This window comes from Microbacterium psychrotolerans (assembly GCF_031085295.1).
Classification (GTDB): domain Bacteria; phylum Actinomycetota; class Actinomycetes; order Actinomycetales; family Microbacteriaceae; genus Microbacterium; species Microbacterium psychrotolerans.
The window spans coordinates 877,802-892,175 of record NZ_JAVFWO010000002.1 but is presented as its reverse complement, the minus strand read 5'-3'; the positions used below and the strand labels follow the sequence as shown (position 1 = coordinate 892,175).

Below are 14,374 nucleotides of genomic sequence, written 5' to 3'. Positions count from 1 at the left end.
CGGCCGGCGGTAGCGTCGGTGGCGTGATCATCGAGTTCGACAGCGATGTGTTCCGCTGGGCGGCGCGCGAAGACTCGGCGTGGTTCTTCACCGCCGTCCCGCCCGAGCTGAGCGAGGAGATCCGCGAGATCCCGCGGCCGTACCGCGGATTCGGTTCGGTGCGCGTGCGCGCGCGGGTCGGTGGCAGCGAGTGGACGACGTCGATCTTCCCGTCGTCGGACTCGGGTTCGTACGTGCTTCCGCTCAAGAAGGCGGTGCGGGATGCCGAGCAGCTCGTCGACGGCGGCCCGGTGACCGTGCGGCTCGAGGTGCTGGACGGCTGAGCCCGTCGTCGGAGCGCCCCATCCGAGCGGCGGTCGTCACTCGGTAGCCGACGCCCGCCGGCGGGGGTGGTTGTAGGGAAGGCGATGGCGCGCTCGCTGTTCCACGTTCACACTGGACGTGAGGTAACGAGCCGAGCTATGGCACTCGCAGTCTCATCGGTCCGGTAGGTTGGGCCGCAGCGAGAATCATTCTGCTGGGGAGCATGATGTCGGAAGGGTCTCAGGGGGGACCGCCGCCCGGGTGGTACGCGGACACATCGCGCCCCGACCGCCTGCGGTGGTGGGACGGTGCTGCCTGGACGGACCAGTTCCGTCTGCAGGAAGCGGATGCCGCAGCCGCGGCTGACCAGCCCGGCAACCCTGCGGCGCCGATGAGTCGCGCGCAGTTCCGCGCTTCGCATTCGTTGCCGGCTCACGAGGAGACGGAGGCGGATGAAGCGCCAGGCGTCGCGGACGTGAGTGACGAGATGCGCGGCCGGGCGCAGGGTGCGGCGCCGGCGTGGCCTGCGCCGTCGTCACTCGCGGTGCCGGCACCGGCGCGGGGTACGACTCCCGCCGCTGCGGAAGCCGGCCATGTGGCATCCGATTCGGAATCCGTCGTGCCGCCTGCTGAGCCAGACGCCGCGTCGCCCGGCGGGCCGATGACGGCTGGGGCGCGCGCACCGCGAGCCGGCGGCTTTCCTGACCAGATCGTGCCGCGTCGGACCGCGCCGCCCGACGATCGCATGCCTACGCCGATCGTGTACGAGCCGGTCTCGAGCGCGTACATCGGCGGGATGCGGCCGCCGATTCCCGAAGCCGCGCCCGCGAACATTCCGGCCCGAGCGGCAGTCGTCCTGATCGCGCTTGCGGCAATCGGGGGCGTGGCGGTGGTTGTGTGGCTGGGGAGCCGTGATCAGACGATTGCGGGCATGGTGAGCTTGGTCAGCGTGGCTCTCGCGGCCGGTGCATTCTTCCTCGCGATCGGCGGACTTATCGTCTCCCGGCAGCGCGGAACGGGCCGGGTGATGTCGCTGGTGGCACTAGCCGTGTCGGTCGTGCTCGTGGCGTGGCTGGTCTTCGTCGCGACCGACCTGGCGCTCGCGATTCTGGCTTGATGCGTTCCGCACGACGGGGCGGTCCGGCACATAGGTGGATGCGGCGCCGGCCACCCGCGGCCGGTGCCAGCGCTATTCGTCTTGAGGAAGTCCTGAGGCAACACTGTGTGCGTTCGCGTTGACAAGAACCGCCCGGGCTGACACCGTCGTCCGTGGGAGGGGATTCGCGTTTGGGCGCGTGTCTCGAACCCAGCTCTGACAGAGTCTGGGAGTTCGTTACTGGGGTTACATGTGAACCGGTACTTGCTGTGCCGGCGGGTCAGAGCTGACCAATCAATTCACACACTGGGGAGACACCACGCCATGCGTGCATTCATCAAGAACTATCTCGGGGCCGAGAAGGCTCGCCGCGAGGAAGAGGGCGAGAAGGGCTTCTCGCTCATCGAGCTAATCATCGTCGTCGTGATTCTCGGCATCCTCGTCGCGGTTGCGATTCCGATCTTCGCAAACATTCAGACCACCGCCCGGCATAACGCGCTGTCGGCGGCGGCTGCCAACGGCGCTACCGCAGTTGCAGCCGCGATCGCAAACAACAAGGCGGCGGCGGACGTAACCGCCGCCGCCGCGTCGGCCGGCACGCCGCCCGCCATCACGGTAACGATTGCTACCACTCCCGCGGGTTCGACATCAGATGCGTCGGCAATCTGCGTGCGCGCCACAAACAACGAGACGACGCCTGAGTGGGCGCAGGCGGGCACTCTGACCGCCTGCAACAGCGACAGTTGGTGATCGACCATCGGCATCACGAGGGCCGAGGGATGTACTCCTCGGCCCTCGTGGCATGATTGGCTTGGGGATTCTGCCACTTGGGGAGGTGCGCGGATGAGGGATCGTGGCATCGATGCTGCGGGGTTCAGCCTCGTCGAGGTGATCATCGCGATGTTCTTGCTGGGCATTGTCGCGGTGGCCATCCTGCCCGCTCTTTGGCAGGGGATCGTTCTGTCGTCGCAACAGGCTTCCACAGCGACCGCAACGCGCTATATGAACTCCATCATCGACGATGCGCGAGCAACGCCGACCTGTGCGTACCTCAACTCGATCTCATCACTTCCCACGGTGTCCGACGGTCGTGGCGTCTCACTCTCCGCGTCAACGAGCTCTGTAACGGGCTGCGCCATCGGCGCGACCGCTACCCTCACGGTGACCATCGTGGGCGAGGGTCGCGCCCTTGCCTCTAGCAGAGCGCTGGTCTACATCCCATGACTCCTCGCTCCAGCACGAACGACGACGGCCTCGGCTTGATTGAACTGGTCGTCGCCATGGTTGTGAGCGGTCTGGTGATCGCGGCGATTGCGACCATCCTCGTCAACTCCTGGCGGACGCAAGAACAGGTGACCAGCGTTACCCAGGCGACCAACCGCGGCCAACTCGTCTCTTCGACAATCGAACGTGCAATGCGGAACGCGCTCTACTTCGAAGTAACCGAAAGCGGTACGGTGCTGCGGGTGAGCACCTCGCTCGCGGGCAATCAGAAGTGCCAGGGGTTCCGCCTCACCGACCCTGGGGCACAGTTCGCTGCCGACGCCGCCATGCTGCCGTCGCCAAACACCACTTGGCCGAGCTGGCAGACGGGCATCACGAAGCAAGGAACGACGCCGTACTTCGTTCGTACGGCGGCCAACTCGCTGACCTACACGTTCAAGATCACGACCGAAGCATCGCCGGTGAGGTTTTCCGCTGACGTAGCGCCTCGGTCGCTGCAGGAATCAGGGAGCGACGGATGCTGGTGATCGATCGACTGCGCAACCCGCAGCAACGCAAGAACCCCGGTCTCGACGAGGACGGCGCAGTACTAGTGACTGTCGTCGTGGTCATGTTCGTCGGCTTCATCATCGCCGCAACCATCGCGGCGTCTGTGATCTTCACGATCGGCGCGAACGTCGACAACAAAGACCAGACACAGGCATTCATCGCCGCCGAATCGGGTCGCGACGTCGCCGTTGCCTCGTTGAAGAGCGCCATCACCTCCACAGGGCTGAACTGCGGTGCGGTGGTGATGTCCGCCAACTCCGCGGCTGGCGCCTACCCGAAATACTCCTACTCCATCCGTTCCACGGACGTGCCAGTTCGGCCGTCCGCCTGGGACGCGGGCGGAGTCACCGCCACGTGCCCCAGCGCAACGACGAAATGGGTCGTGATCAGGTCCACTGGCACGGGTACCGACGACGCGCAAGCGACGATCGACGCGATCTATCCTTGGTATCACGGGCCTGCGACGACTCCGTCCGGCACGGTCGCATTCTTCGAAGGCGAGTTCAAAGCAACCAAGTCCACCTACACCGGTGATCTGGTGATCCGTGAGGGCGACTACGAGTGCAACAACGGTGCGACCGGGGCCATCGACGGTGATCTCTGGGTGCTGCGCGGCGGATTGACGATCACCGACGATTGCACTGTTACCGGCAGTGTCTACACGCGCGACACGATCGAGATCAAGAATAAGAGGTTCACGGTCGGTGGCGATGTGATCTCGGTCGCGGGTCAGATCAAACTCAACGTAAACGGGGTGACGATCGGTGGGGATGTCTACGCGGCCGGCAACATCGACACGAAAAACGGCAAGGGCACGGTTGACGGTTCCTTCCGCACCCATCTTGCGATGGTCGACCACGTTTCGGCGGACTGGAAGAAGGCAGATGGCGTCAGCCCTGTGCCCGTCGTCACAGGAGAACCGACACCGGTGATTTCGCCAACGCTCGCCCAGGTATTCAGTGCGACGGCCTGGATCGAACTCACCGCGAGCACGTCGTGGAGTTCCGCAGCGCTGCCGGTCGTTGCGCCTGCCGCGGGGACAGTTTGCACGACGACGCAGCTCCAGGCGGTTTTGAGCGCCACCGGAACTCGTGCCGTCATAGATATGACGGGGTGCCCCGCGGGGGGTAGCGGCATCAAGGTGGCGCCAGGCAATGTCACGCTGGCGCGCGATGTCGTCCTTCTCGTCCCAGCCAGCGAGAAGATGGACCTGGAGCTCACCGATACGATCTCTAGGCCCGTGGGAACAACTCTGGCGACGGGGCCGCAACTGCTCATCGTGCATCTCGACCCGAACGGCAGCGACGGAAGGCCGCCGACATGCTCGTCCTCGGCGCTGGACAAGTTCACCGCCGGAACCACGATCAACGTACGGACCTTGATCTACAGCGCGTGTGGAATCAACAGCACGATGTCGCTCACCATGTCGGGTCAGCTCTACATGGGCAGCGACGGCCTACACCTCAACGGTGGCACGTTCACCTGCATGCCCATGTCGTGGGCGCCGACACTCCCTACTATCAGCTGCGGAATCAAGGGCACGGGCGGAATCTTCGATCCCTCGAACACTGTCACGCGACTGGACAACCTCGCCTACCAGTCAGAGCGCTAGCCCATGGCCGAGTTCACCATATTCCTCGTCGTCGTCGCAGGAATCTTCGGCCTCCTCATCGGGTCGTTCCTCAACGTCGTCGCCTATCGCGTGCCGGCGCACATCTCGCTGACGCGCGAGAGCCGGTGCCCGCACTGCGACTCGCCGATCAAGCCGTGGCAGAACGTGCCGGTCGTGTCATGGATCGCCCTGCGTGGGAAGTGCGCGAACTGCAAGGCGCCGATCTCGGCGCGGTATCCGATCGTCGAAGCCGTGACGGGCGTCGCGTTCGCCGTCGTCACCTGGTGGGGGCTGGCGGTCTACGAGGGGCTCCTCGGTTCCACGCTGCTGACGTACCTCGCCTCGACGGCGTGGGACGGCGTGGTCGTGCCCTCCGACGTGTGGGCTGCCGTGCTCGTCATCGTCGCGTTTCTGTACTTCGCGGCGATCTCGATCGTGCTGACGCTCATCGACCTCGACACGCACCGGCTGCCGAACAGCATCGTGCTGCCGAGTTACCTGGTCGCCGGCATCCTGTTCACCGTATCGGCCTGGCTGATCGGCGACTGGGAGCTGCTGCTGCGGGCCGCGATCGGCATGGTCGTCATGTACGTGTTCTACTTCCTGCTGCGTTCGGTGCGACGCGGCGGGATGGGCGGGGGAGACGTCAAGCTCGCCGGAGTCATCGGTGTGTACCTCGGCTGGGTGGGCTGGGGAGCCCTCGCCGTGGGCGCGTTCGCCGCATTCCTCTACGGGGGACTGTTCGGCATCGCACTGCTGCTGCTCCGGCGAGCAGGGCGAAAGACCGCCATCCCGTTCGGCCCGTGGATGATCCTCGGCGCCTGGACGGGAGTGTTCGCCGGCGAAGCCGTCGGCCGATGGTACGTGAATCTCTTCGTCGGCGCGTAGGCCCGGCGGATCTTGGGGAAGGGAAGAACATGGCGAAGACGATCGTGGGGCTGGAGGTGACCGAAGAGAGCGTGCGCGCTGCGGAGCTCTCACTAGGTCGCAAGCCACAGCTCATCGCATACGGCGAGGTGCCGCTGCCGCCTGACGCTGCGAAGGACTCGGAGGTCCTCGACCCGGGCGCCGTCGCCGTCGCGCTCCGGCAGCTGTGGACCGGCGCAAAATTCAAGAGCAAGGATGCCGTGCTCGGCGTCGCCAGCCGCCGCATCCTGGTGCGCGAATACACGACCCAGGCGATGCGGCCCGACCTGCTGCGGGAGGCCCTGCCCTACCAGGTGCAGGACCTGCTCCCCGTGCCCGCGAGCCAGGCAGTGCTCGACTTCTTCCCGCTCGCGCAGAACGGCGACCAGGTGTCGGGCCTGCTGGTGGCCGCCGTATCGGACAGCATCGAGCAGATCATCTCGACCCTTGCGAAGGTCAAGGTGCGCGCCCAGGCCGTCGACCTCGGCGCCTTCGGACTCGCCCGCGCGACGGCATCGCTCGCGGCACCCGATGAGACTGTGGCGACCGTCAGCATCGGCGACCACACCACGCAGGTCGTGATCTCGCGAGGCGGGGTGCCGCTCTTCGTGCGCCTCCTGCCCATCGACGTGGCCACCGCAGCGGTTCGCCGGCACAACGCGGAGATCGCCGAACCCGAACTCGAGCTCGCTGCGGCCGGCAACGGCGCTGCGGTCACGGGTCGCACGCGCGGCGCGATCCGCGCGGCAACGCCGCCCGGAGCCTCAGATCTCGCGGCACGCGTCCGGAGCACGCTGGCGTTCTTCGGCAGCCGAGCGGGCGCGGCGCCGCTGACACGGCTGTTCGTCACCGGCGCCGGCGCTGCAGTCGAGGGCGTCATGGCGGCGCTCGCGGCGGCCATCGACACGCCGATGACCATCGTGTCGGCGGGAGACGTCGTCTCGATGTCGACGCCGCCACCCGCGGGCGACGTCTCGCTCAACCTCGTGGGCACCATCGGCATCGCACTCGGGGAGGTCGGCCGATGACCGCCATCCCCGCCCCGTTCTCGGGGGTCCCCCGCGTCAACCTGATGCCGCGCAGCGAGGTCGTGCGCCGCGAACGCGACAAGCTCGTGCGTCAATGGGTCTGGATCGTGCTCGGCGCCATCGTCGTCGCGCTCCTCATCATCGTGGGCGCCTTTGCGTTCAAGTTCCTCGCCGATCAGCGCCTGGCCGCCGAACAGGCAGAGACGAACGCACTCCTCGTCGAGATCTCGTCGCTGTCGGAGGTGAGCCGGGCGCTCGCGACCGAGTCGGAGCTCACCGACTATCGCACCGAGGCGACGGCTGCGGACCTCGCCTGGACGCCGGTGATCGCCAAGATCACCGGCATCCTCCCCGCCGAGACCACCCTCACCGCCTTCGATTTCAACGTCGGCGGCGTGGCGCAAGGCGATGACCCGACCGCAGAGCAGGGCGTCGTCGGCACGGTCACGATCGACAGCCCGACACCGCTCGACATCGTCGCGATCATCCGCTCGCTGCGCGGCGTCGATGGCGTGTTGTACGCGGACGGCCAGTCGCTCACTTCGAGTGAGGCGTCGGAGGCACGGTACGCGTATCTGCTCGACGTCGAGTTCGACCAGACCGTGTACTCGAATCAGTTCGCGGCCGAAGAAGGGGGCGAGTGATGCCCAAGCAGCTCGTCACAGCCATCGGACTGATCGTCTCGCTCGGTGTCATCGCCCTCGGCGTGTTCCTCGTCGCCATGCCGCTGTACTTCCAGGCGGTCGGCGTCGACGGGCAGACAGCTACCGTCACGAACACCAATGCGATCTACCAGGCCCAGGTCGACCACCTCACCGAGGAAGAGGAGAACCTCGAGCGGATCAATGCCGAGGTCGCTGAGCTTCGTTCGCAGATTCCCGCCACCGCGCAGCTCGACGACGTCTTCGAGGTTGTCGGACGGGCGGCGGAGGCCTCCGGAGTCTCCCTCACCTCCGTCACCGCCGGAGAACAGGTGCTGTTCACGACCCGCATCGGCGTCATCGACGGAGACACCGCGGCGGTCGCTCCCGCGCCGACTCCCGAGCCGACGCCGGCGGCGACGGAGGGTGCAACCGACACCATCACGGGAACCACGACGGAAGCCGCGGCCGGTGCAGGAATCGCCGACGCCGCAGGCCGCCAGCAGGTCGACTTCGTGATCACCGCCAGCGCGACCGACATGGCGCAGGCCACCGCGTTCCTCGACGCGCTGCGGGCCGGGCCGCGCTTGCTCAACAGCGTGACGGCGACGACGAGTCAGGGCAGTGAAGGCACGTTCGACATGCAGATCACCGCGCTGACCTTCATGGACGCGGAAGGGTGACGGCGATGGACGAACTGGACTTCGAGACGCTCCTGGCGCGGGGCGCGCGCTACCGCGCATCGGACGTGCACATCACCGCCGGCGCATCGCCGCTGCTCCGCGTCGACGGCGATCTCGTGCCGGTGCCCGGGTACCCCGAGGTGCTATCGGACGAGTGGGTCGAGCGCACCGCGTTCGGCATGATGAGCGAGGGGCAGAAGCGGGAGTTCCTCGAGCAGGGCGAGGTCGACCTCGCCCACGCGACGGCGGGCATCGGTCGCTTCCGCACGAACGTGTACCGCCAGCTCGGGTCGATCGCGATCGCGCTGCGGTACATCCCCGACCGCGTGTACACGCTCGAAGAGCTCGGCGCTCCGCCGATCGCGCGCGACCTCGCGCTGCGGCCGCGCGGGCTCGTGCTGCTGACGGGGCCGACCGGGTCGGGCAAGTCGACCACCCTCACGGCGATGGTCGACATCGTCAACCAGCTGGTGGCCGCGCACATCATCACGATCGAGGACCCGATCGAGTTCCATCACCAGTCCAAGCGCGCGCTCATCCACCAGCGCGAGGTCGGCCGCGACACCAACTCGTTCGCCGAAGCGCTGCGCCGGGTGCTGCGACAGGACCCCGACGTGATCCTCATCGGCGAGCTGCGCGACCCAGAGTCCATCTCGACGGCGCTGTCGGCTGCCGAGACCGGACACCTCGTGCTGTCGACGCTGCATACGCAGGGCGCGGCGAAGAGCATTAACCGCATCATCGACGTATTCCCCGCCGACCAGCAGCACCAGATCCGGACGCAGCTGGGCGACACGCTGCAGGGCATCATCAGCCAGACGCTGCTGCCGCTCGCGCAGGTGAACGGGCGCACCATCGCGACCGAGGTGCTCATCAACACCCCCGCGGTCGCGAACATGATCCGCGAGGGTCAGGTCGCACAGATCTACTCGGCCATGCAAGCCGGGTCGGAGGTCGGCATGCACACGCTCGACCAGGATCTGCGCCGCCTCGTCGCCGACGGCACCATCGCGCGCAACGTCGCGATGGACTTCGCGGTCGACCCGAAGAGCCTCGACGGCGTCTACATCAAGCCGCGCGACCTCGACGCCGAGGAGTGGGCGCACCACGCCGGCGAATGGCGGCAGGCGGATGCCGCGGCATCCGTCCCTGCCAATGCCGCAGCGGGAACCGGCGTAGGCATGGGCTCGCGCTTCGGCACGCCGACCGTGGGCGGGCGCGTGGACCCGACCGCGCGCGACGTCGACTGGTCCGGTGTCGACGACGACACGTATCTGAACGATGCCGAATCGTGGGCCGAGCTCGGCCTGCCCGCGCCCGAGAAGGGGGCCTGACATGGCTGTCGTACAGGAGTTCGTCTATCGAGCCGTGGACCCGCGCGGCGGATCGGTCGTGAAAGGGACGATCGAAGCGGCGAGCGAGTCTGCCGTCACGGGAAAGCTCAAGGCTCAGGGCCTCACGCCTCTCGAGGTCACTCTGAAGTCGAACACCGGCCTGAACCGCGACATCAAGCTGCCGGGAGGCACCAAGACCGTCTCTGCGCGCACGCTCGCAGTGTTTTCGCGGCAGATGGCCGGCCTGATCAACGCCGGTCTTCCGCTCATGCGGACGCTCGCGATCCTCATCGAGCAGACAGACGACAAGCGCCTGCAGCCCGCGCTCGTGCAGGTTCAAGCAGACGTCGAGTCGGGCTCGTCGTTCTCGGCGGCGCTCGCGCGGCACCCCCAGACCTTCCCGCCGCTGATGCTCAGCATCGTGAAGGTGGGTGAGGCCGGCGGCTTCCTCGGCAGCGCGCTCAGCTCGATCGCCGACAACTATCAGCGCGAGGCCGAGTTGCAGAACAAGATCCGCGCGGCCGTCACCTACCCCGCGATCGTTCTCGTCATCGCGATCATCGGTGTGCTCGTGATGGTGACTTTCGTTGTGCCGATCTTCGAGGGCATGTTCAAGGGACTCGGCAGCTCGCTGCCGCTGCCGACGCAGATCCTCGTGTCAATCTCGAACAACATGTGGTGGATCATCCCCGCCATTGTGATCCTCGTGACCGTCGCGGTCATATGGTGGCGCGCGAACCGCCACACCTTGCAGTACCGGAAGGTCTTCGATCCCATCAAGCTGAAGATGCCCGTCTTCGGCAAGCTGACCACGAAGATCGCGGTCGCGCGGTTCGCACGCAACCTCTCCATGATGCTCAACGCGGGTGTGCCCATCATCCAGGCGCTCTCGATCGTCGGCCAGGCGTCGAACAACTGGAAGATCGAGGAGGCCGTGCGCGACGTGCAGGAGTCGATCCGCCAGGGCCGCTCATTCGCGGGGCCGCTCGCCAAGGCCGAGGTCTTCCCGACCATGGTGCCGCAGATGGTGTCGGTCGGCGAGGAGTCGGGCACGCTCGTCGACATGCTCTCGTCGATCGCGGACTTCTACGAAGACGAGGTCGAGACGGCGACAGCCCAGCTCTCGTCGACGATCGAGCCGATCCTCATCGTCGGTCTCGGCATCGTGATCGGCGGCATGGTTGTCTCGCTCTACCTGCCGATCTTCACGCTGTACGGGGAGCTCGCCAAGCAGTAGGAGGAGGCTGGGTCTCGCTCGTTTAGCGACCGGGTGCTGGGGCAGTGGCGCGCTTCGACAGGCTCAGCGACCGGGATCGCGACAGGCGCCTCACACAGTGACCCGAAGCACCTCTTCGATCGTCGTCAACCCTTGAGCGACCTTCGACCAGCCGTCCTCGCGCAGCGAGATCATGCCCTGCTCCAGGGCGACCTGGCGGATCTCACTGCCGGTCGCCCGCGTCACCACGAGCGTCTCGATCTCGTCGCTCAGCGTCATGATCTCGTGGAGCGCGACGCGACCGCGATATCCGGTGTTCGAGCAGGCCTGACACCCGGCTGCCCTGTACAGCTGCGGCGGATCGGCCGGGTCGTGCGGGAAGCCGAGGGAGGTCAGCACGTCGCTGGTCTCGACGAGCGGCTCGCGGCACCGCATACACAGGCGGCGTGAGAGGCGCTGCGCGATCACTGCCGACAGTGCCGTGGCGACGAGGAACGGCTCGCAGCCGATTTCGGTCAGGCGCGTCAGCGCGGACGGCGCGTCGTTCGTATGCAGCGTCGACAGCACGAGGTGACCGGTGAGGGCGGCCTCGATGGAGATGTTCGCGGTCTCGAAGTCGCGGATCTCACCGACGAGCACGACGTCGGGATCGGAGCGGAGGATCGACCGCAGTGCCGTAGCGAAGGTGAGGCCGGCGCGGTTGTTCACCTGCACCTGGTTGATGCCGCCGATGCGATACTCGACCGGGTCTTCGACGGTGATGACGTTGATCTTCGGGTTCGCGATCGAACGCAGCGCCGTGTAGAGGCTCGTCGACTTGCCCGAACCCGTCGGGCCGGTCGCGAGGATCATGCCGTGGGGCTTTGTGATCGCCTCGCGGAACCGCTTCTCGTTGGTGCTCGAGAACAGCAGGTCGCGCATCGTCATGACCTGGCCGGTGTTGTCGAGGATGCGCATCACGATCTTCTCGCCCCACACGGTAGGGAGCGTCGCCACGCGGAGGTCGACGGTGCGGTTCTCGTGCGTGACCGACAGACGGCCGTCCTGCGGCTTGCGCTTCTCAGCGATGTCGATCGACGACATGATCTTCAGGCGCGAGATGATGCCGTCCTGGATGGCGCGGTCGGCCTTCTGCATCTCGTGCAGCACCCCGTCGATGCGGAACCGCACCGTCAGCTGCTTCTCGCCGGGCTCGACGTGGATGTCGCTGGCACGGTCGTTGATGGCCTGCGCGATGAGCAGGTTCACGAAACGGACGATCGGCGCGTCGTTGTCCTGCTCCTCGAGGTTCTCGGTGAACGCGGTCTGGTTCGCCTCGCTCGATTCCTCCATCGACATCGACAGCTCGCTGAGCTCTTCGTCGGAACGCAGGAACCGCTCGAACATCTGTGTCAGCGCGTCCTCGGCGACGACGACGGGCTCGACGAAAAGGTCGGTGATGCTCGCGACGTCGTCGAGCGCGACGATGTCGGTCGGGTCGAGCACGCCCACGGTGAGGCGTTCGCCGCGGAGGTCGACCGGGATGAGGCCATACTTGCGGCAGAGGTTGCCCGGGACGAGGGCGACCACGTTCGGGTCGAGCGGCATGCTCGCGAGGTCGACGTAGCGGTGGCCTGTATGCAGGGCGATCGCCTCGGCGACCTGCCCCTCGGTCACGAGCTTCGAGCTCACCAGCAAGCGCTGCAGCTCCGGCCCGTCGGCGCCACCGGCTTGCGCGATCGCGGCTGACATGTCGGCGGCTCGTACGGCTCCGGTGAGCACGAGCGTCTGAGCGAGACCTCTCATGGTGATTCCCCTATCCCCATGGGACATACTATGTGCCGCGCGTCAAGCCTGGGCAGGGGACCTGCACGCACTCGATAGGGTGACGCCATGGCGGACCTGATCGCGAAGCTGACGGCCTGGGCGCTGTCGCTGCGGCTCGTGCGGGTGTGGCTGCACTACGCCGAGCGGCGCGGCCCGATGCTCTCGGACAGCATCACCTACCGTTCCCTCTTCTCCGTGTTCGCGGGCGTGCTGCTGGGATTCTCGTTCGCGGCCATCTGGCTGAGCGACAACCCCGCGGCGTGGAAATCGCTGGTGGACGCGGTGGATGCCGCGATCCCGGGGCTCGTCGGCGAGGACGGGCTCGTCGACGTCTCCGACATCCAGGCGCCTGCGGGACTGACCGTGGCAGGGATCATCGCGCTCGTCGCGCTCGTCGGAGCGGCGATCGGCGCGATCGGATCGCTGCGCGTGGCCATACGCACCCTGGCCGACCGGGTGCACGACGACGTCTTCTTCGTCTGGGTGCTGCTGCGCAACCTGCTGCTCGCCATCGCCATCGGCGGCGGCTTCGTCCTCTCCGCTGGCGCGACGTTCGTCGGCACCTCGTTCATCGGCGCCGTGCTCGACTGGGCGGGGATCGCCCAAGACGACTTTGCGACGATCGCCACGCGCAGTGTCTCGATCGGCGTCGTGTTCCTGCTCGACATGGCCGTCGTCGCCCTCGCGTTCGTCAGCTTGAGCGGTGTGCGCGCGCGTCAACGCGCGCTGTGGTCGGGGGCCTTCCTCGGCGCGGTCGGGCTCACGGTCCTCCAGCAGCTGTCGGGACTCTTCGTCGCAGGCGCCGGCTCCAACCCTCTCCTCACCACCTTCGCCAGCCTCATCGCGCTGCTGCTGTGGCTGAACCTGTCCGCCCAGGTGATCCTGCTCGCCTCGACCTGGATCATCGTCAGCGAGCGCGAGCACGTCGACCGAGTCCGCGAGCGGTTCGGCTCGCCGACGTTCGCGCTGCGACGGGTGCGGCAGGCGGAGGATGCCGTGCGCGTCGCCACCGAGGAGCTCGCGCACGCGCGCGCCGACGCCGACCGCGAGCGCCTCGCCGCGCAGAAGAAGCAGTTGGACGAGAAGAAGCAGGCGGACGAGAAGAAGCAGGCCGACGAGACGGCAGCCGCGCCGGCGGAACAGGAACAGGTCGGGGCCGGGAAAGAGCAGTCGTGAGCCACCGCGTGTCGACGTACACGGCCGAGCAGGTCCGCGCAGCCGAGCGCCCCCTCCTCGACGCCGGCGCGCCTCTCATGCGCCGCGCCGCGGCGGCTCTGGCCGACATCGTCCGCGCGGAGCTGACATCGTCGCAGACCGCCACGACCGTCACCGGCGCGCTGGAACCCATGACGCTCGATCATCTCGACACGCCCCGCCCGCGCGTGCTCGTGCTCGCGGGAAGCGGCGACAACGGAGGCGACGCGCTGTACGCCGCCGCACAGGTCGCCGCTGGCGCCGATGTCGACGCGCTGCTCGTCGCCGACCGCTTCCACGAGGGGGCCCTTGTCACAGCCGTCGGCGCCGGAGTGAGGAGGGTCGACCTCGCTGAGGTCGGCGACACGGCCCACCGCTACGGTCTCATCATCGATGGCATCCTCGGCATCGGCGCTTCGCGCGACCCGGCGCTGCGTGGCACCGCGAGAGAGGCGGTCCCTGCGCTCCTCTCGGCCATCTCGAGCGACGGCAGCAGGCCGCGGATCGTGGCCGTCGACATCCCGAGCGGCCTGCACCCCGACACCGGCGTCGCGGATGACGCCGTGCTCCCGGCATCCGTCACCGTCACATTCGGCGCCGTCAAGCAGGGACTCGTCGCCGGGCGCGGCCCTGAGCTCACCGGCGAGCTCGTGCTCGTCGACATCGGACTCGGCGCGGCGCTGGAGTCGGTTGAACCCGCGGGCGAGGCAACCGTCTCGCGCGTGGTCGCAGCGCAGGGCGACTGACCAACCCCGCGCGGCGCCCGGGGACCCGTCAGTGCC

15 protein-coding genes and 1 pseudogene are annotated in these 14,374 nt (G+C 67.3%); 15 read left to right on the top strand and 1 reads right to left on the bottom strand.

The features are described from left to right. Nucleotides 1–23 precede the first annotated feature (23 nt). The 13 genes and pseudogenes from Q9R08_RS08955 (at nucleotide 24) to Q9R08_RS08895 (ending at nucleotide 10,613) form a co-directional block, all read left to right on the top strand. Nucleotides 24–323 (top strand): DUF1905 domain-containing protein, encoded by a 300-nt coding sequence (locus Q9R08_RS08955; protein ID WP_308867619.1) that lies wholly within the window; start codon nucleotides 24–26, stop codon nucleotides 321–323. A 203-nt stretch (nucleotides 324–526) separates the two neighbouring features. Then, nucleotides 527–646: pseudogene (locus Q9R08_RS08950) on the top strand (DUF2510 domain-containing protein); the annotation flags it as partial. Between the two features lie 48 nt (nucleotides 647–694). Continuing rightward, nucleotides 695–1,420, top strand: a complete 726-nt coding sequence (locus Q9R08_RS08945) for a hypothetical protein (RefSeq protein ID WP_308867702.1) — start codon at nucleotides 695–697, stop codon at nucleotides 1,418–1,420. A gap of 303 nt (nucleotides 1,421–1,723) precedes the next feature. After that, entirely contained in the window at nucleotides 1,724–2,149 is a 426-nt protein-coding gene (locus tag Q9R08_RS08940; protein WP_308867618.1) for a type IV pilin protein, read from the top strand. A gap of 93 nt (nucleotides 2,150–2,242) precedes the next feature. Then, nucleotides 2,243–2,623 carry a type IV pilus modification PilV family protein gene (locus tag Q9R08_RS08935; protein WP_308867617.1) on the top strand — a complete coding sequence of 127 codons (381 nt, stop codon included), beginning with the start codon at nucleotides 2,243–2,245 and terminating at the stop codon, nucleotides 2,621–2,623. Beyond that, nucleotides 2,620–3,150, top strand: a complete 531-nt coding sequence (locus Q9R08_RS08930) for a PilW family protein (RefSeq protein WP_308867616.1) — start codon at nucleotides 2,620–2,622, stop codon at nucleotides 3,148–3,150. The genes Q9R08_RS08935 and Q9R08_RS08930 overlap by 4 nt, the downstream gene beginning before the upstream one ends. Continuing rightward, nucleotides 3,141–4,784 carry a hypothetical protein gene (locus Q9R08_RS08925; RefSeq protein ID WP_308867615.1) on the top strand — a complete coding sequence of 548 codons (1,644 nt, stop codon included), beginning with the start codon at nucleotides 3,141–3,143 and terminating at the stop codon, nucleotides 4,782–4,784. Before Q9R08_RS08930 ends, Q9R08_RS08925 begins: the two co-directional genes overlap by 10 nt. A gap of 3 nt (nucleotides 4,785–4,787) precedes the next feature. After that, on the top strand, nucleotides 4,788–5,672 hold the full coding sequence (locus Q9R08_RS08920) for a prepilin peptidase (protein ID WP_308867614.1): 885 nt from the start codon (nucleotides 4,788–4,790) through the stop codon (nucleotides 5,670–5,672). Nucleotides 5,673–5,701: 29 nt separating this feature from the next. After that, a complete protein-coding gene (pilM, locus tag Q9R08_RS08915; protein WP_308867613.1) occupies nucleotides 5,702–6,718 on the top strand; it encodes a type IV pilus biogenesis protein PilM in 1,017 nt (338 codons plus the stop codon). Beyond that, complete coding sequence (locus tag Q9R08_RS08910) at nucleotides 6,715–7,362, top strand: hypothetical protein (RefSeq protein ID WP_308867612.1); 648 nt, start codon at nucleotides 6,715–6,717, stop codon at nucleotides 7,360–7,362. Before pilM ends, Q9R08_RS08910 begins: the two co-directional genes overlap by 4 nt. Next, complete coding sequence (locus tag Q9R08_RS08905) at nucleotides 7,362–8,042, top strand: hypothetical protein (protein WP_308867611.1); 681 nt, start codon at nucleotides 7,362–7,364, stop codon at nucleotides 8,040–8,042. Before Q9R08_RS08910 ends, Q9R08_RS08905 begins: the two co-directional genes overlap by 1 nt. A gap of 5 nt (nucleotides 8,043–8,047) precedes the next feature. Continuing rightward, complete coding sequence (locus Q9R08_RS08900; protein WP_308867610.1) at nucleotides 8,048–9,376, top strand: type IV pilus twitching motility protein PilT; 1,329 nt, start codon at nucleotides 8,048–8,050, stop codon at nucleotides 9,374–9,376. A 1-nt stretch (nucleotide 9,377) separates the two neighbouring features. Beyond that, nucleotides 9,378–10,613, top strand: a complete 1,236-nt coding sequence (locus tag Q9R08_RS08895; protein ID WP_308867609.1) for a type II secretion system F family protein — start codon at nucleotides 9,378–9,380, stop codon at nucleotides 10,611–10,613. Between the two features lie 90 nt (nucleotides 10,614–10,703). Here Q9R08_RS08895 and Q9R08_RS08890 read toward each other — a convergent pair whose 3' ends face one another. Beyond that, entirely contained in the window at nucleotides 10,704–12,377 is a 1,674-nt protein-coding gene (locus Q9R08_RS08890; protein ID WP_308867608.1) for a GspE/PulE family protein, read from the bottom strand. An 87-nt stretch (nucleotides 12,378–12,464) separates the two neighbouring features. On the opposite strand from Q9R08_RS08890, the gene Q9R08_RS08885 reads away from it, so the two are divergent. Together Q9R08_RS08885 and Q9R08_RS08880 are read left to right on the top strand one after the other, a co-directional pair. Continuing rightward, complete coding sequence (locus tag Q9R08_RS08885; protein WP_308867607.1) at nucleotides 12,465–13,574, top strand: YihY/virulence factor BrkB family protein; 1,110 nt, start codon at nucleotides 12,465–12,467, stop codon at nucleotides 13,572–13,574. After that, nucleotides 13,571–14,338, top strand: coding sequence for an NAD(P)H-hydrate epimerase (locus Q9R08_RS08880; RefSeq protein ID WP_308867606.1), 768 nt, complete (start codon nucleotides 13,571–13,573; stop codon nucleotides 14,336–14,338). The genes Q9R08_RS08885 and Q9R08_RS08880 overlap by 4 nt, the downstream gene beginning before the upstream one ends. Nucleotides 14,339–14,374: the final 36 nt, after the last annotated feature.

Excerpts from the sequence above, each read along its gene's own strand:
- Q9R08_RS08945 (WP_308867702.1), top strand. The coding sequence starts at position 695 with ATGAGTCGCGCGCAGTTCCGCGCTTCGCATTCGTTGCCGGCTCACGAG.
- Q9R08_RS08940 (WP_308867618.1), top strand. The coding sequence starts at position 1,724 with ATGCGTGCATTCATCAAGAACTATCTCGGGGCCGAGAAGGCTCGCCGC.
- Q9R08_RS08935 (WP_308867617.1), top strand. The coding sequence starts at position 2,243 with ATGAGGGATCGTGGCATCGATGCTGCGGGGTTCAGCCTCGTCGAGGTG.
- Q9R08_RS08930 (WP_308867616.1), top strand. The coding sequence starts at position 2,620 with ATGACTCCTCGCTCCAGCACGAACGACGACGGCCTCGGCTTGATTGAA.
- Q9R08_RS08925 (WP_308867615.1), top strand. The coding sequence starts at position 3,141 with ATGCTGGTGATCGATCGACTGCGCAACCCGCAGCAACGCAAGAACCCC.
- Q9R08_RS08920 (WP_308867614.1), top strand. The coding sequence starts at position 4,788 with ATGGCCGAGTTCACCATATTCCTCGTCGTCGTCGCAGGAATCTTCGGC.
- pilM (WP_308867613.1), top strand. The coding sequence starts at position 5,702 with ATGGCGAAGACGATCGTGGGGCTGGAGGTGACCGAAGAGAGCGTGCGC.
- Q9R08_RS08910 (WP_308867612.1), top strand. The coding sequence starts at position 6,715 with ATGACCGCCATCCCCGCCCCGTTCTCGGGGGTCCCCCGCGTCAACCTG.
- Q9R08_RS08905 (WP_308867611.1), top strand. The coding sequence starts at position 7,362 with ATGCCCAAGCAGCTCGTCACAGCCATCGGACTGATCGTCTCGCTCGGT.
- Q9R08_RS08900 (WP_308867610.1), top strand. The coding sequence starts at position 8,048 with ATGGACGAACTGGACTTCGAGACGCTCCTGGCGCGGGGCGCGCGCTAC.
- Q9R08_RS08895 (WP_308867609.1), top strand. The coding sequence starts at position 9,378 with ATGGCTGTCGTACAGGAGTTCGTCTATCGAGCCGTGGACCCGCGCGGC.
- Q9R08_RS08890 (WP_308867608.1), bottom strand. The coding sequence starts at position 12,377 with ATGAGAGGTCTCGCTCAGACGCTCGTGCTCACCGGAGCCGTACGAGCC.
- Q9R08_RS08885 (WP_308867607.1), top strand. The coding sequence starts at position 12,465 with ATGGCGGACCTGATCGCGAAGCTGACGGCCTGGGCGCTGTCGCTGCGG.